2 protein-coding genes are annotated in these 1,597 nt (G+C 40.8%); both read right to left on the bottom strand.

The features are described from left to right. Positions 1 to 58: 58 nt before the first annotated feature. Entirely contained in the window at positions 59 to 766 is a 708-nt protein-coding gene (locus tag ADG03_RS05210) for a hypothetical protein (RefSeq protein WP_049472603.1), read from the bottom strand. Then, positions 763 to 1,443, bottom strand: coding sequence for an ABC transporter ATP-binding protein (locus tag ADG03_RS05205; protein WP_049472602.1), 681 nt, complete (start codon positions 1,441 to 1,443; stop codon positions 763 to 765). The genes ADG03_RS05210 and ADG03_RS05205 overlap by 4 nt, the downstream gene beginning before the upstream one ends. Positions 1,444 to 1,597: the final 154 nt, after the last annotated feature.

The following is a 1,597-nucleotide window of genomic DNA, read 5'->3' as shown; positions in this document are numbered from 1 at the left end:
ACAATCCAAAAACAATTGAGAGGCTAGGACTTTTGTCCCAGCCTCTTTTTAACTGCTCTTAGTTCCCCATTTTTCCTTTGGGTACGAGCAGATAGAAAAATAGCAAATTCACTCCAAATACGGCAACAAAGAGCGCTAATTGGGTAGCATCAATCGTTTGTTTCTCCGTCAAATCTTGGATCAGCTTTGTATAATAATAACCTGGGAAAGCCCGTTGTAGCTTGCCAACCAAGTCCATAAATCCGCCACTTGCGCCAAGCGTATCAAAGGGAATAATGGTCATGGCTGCCAAAATAATGATAGGAAAGCCAATGGTATCAATCGTCTTGGCATCTATCCTGACCCCAAGAACAAAGCCAATCACGCTAAAGTAGATCCCCATCAAGGATAAGAGGAAAAATTGTACCAACAGGCTAGTCGTCACTGGAAAGTGAAAACCTAGAACAGCAACTACTAGTACTGCTAAAAAGATCAAGCTGTTCAGAATCAGTTGCACGATCGATTGATCCCATAAATAGTTCTTGACACTATATCTTGTAAAGTGGGATTCAAAAGAATAAAAGCCAATATCTGAGGCGATTCGCTTACTAAAAGTTGCAAGGCTATTGCCAATGACCCCGATAAATACGGCAATGCCTAATAAAATACTTGGCGAAACCCCTTTTTGAAGCTGATAAAAGAAGATATACCAGCCTATGGGTAAAATAATGGTAAATAATACAAAGCGCTTATTTCGTAAAACTTGTTTTAATTGAATCTTTCTCATGCTTGTTCCCCTCCTTTATTCATCTCTTCTCGGAAATACTGCTCAATGGTTTGACCAGCCTGGTGAATGTCCTCAACAGCTTTTGCGGCAGCAATTCGACCATCTTTTAAAATCAAGACTTTTGTAAAAAAGGCATCAATTTGGTTAAAATCATGGGTCACCACAACAGATGTAAACTCTTGCTGCTCCAGCAATTTCCAAAAATTATCCACTGCTTCCAAGTCCATACCAGTCGTTGGCTCATCTAAAAAAATCAACCTTGGATGATTCAAAATGGTTAACAACAAGGACAAGCGTCTCTTTTGACCACCAGAAAGACTTCCCACCATCTGCTCTTTTGAGCCTCTCAATTCGACCATCTCTAAGAGTCCATTGATATCAGCCTGCTTCAGCTGATTCATCCGGCTTTTTAATTCGACGAATTCAGCGACGGTTAGATCCTCGATGAGCAGATCCCCCTGAGGCATCATCCCAATTTCTCTTTGAAAATCAAGCGAAGTCTTTATCGTTCCCGAATCGGCCTGGAGCTGCCCAGCGATAATGTTGAACAGGGTGCTTTTTCCTGCTCCATTATTTCCCAGCAAGGCAATTTTGTCTCCTTCTTCTATCGAAAAAGACACTCCCTTTAATACAGCTTTCTCCTTAAATGATTTTGTAATAGATGCTACCTGAAACATAGGATCCCTCTTTTCTTATTGATCTTGTGTACAGTATACTTCAAAGGGACAGTCTTTGTAGCTCTCTGTCAGAATCGGTCAGAAAATCGTCGTGAATGGTCAAAAAAGAGGCTGGGACAAAAGTCCTAGCCTCTCAATTATTTTTGGATTGTCG

It is taken from the genome of Streptococcus parasanguinis (assembly GCF_001069785.1).
Taxonomy (GTDB): Bacteria; Bacillota; Bacilli; order Lactobacillales; family Streptococcaceae; genus Streptococcus; species Streptococcus parasanguinis_T.
The sequence above is the reverse complement of the archived record's forward strand: the minus strand, read 5'-3'. Positions and strand labels throughout refer to the sequence as shown.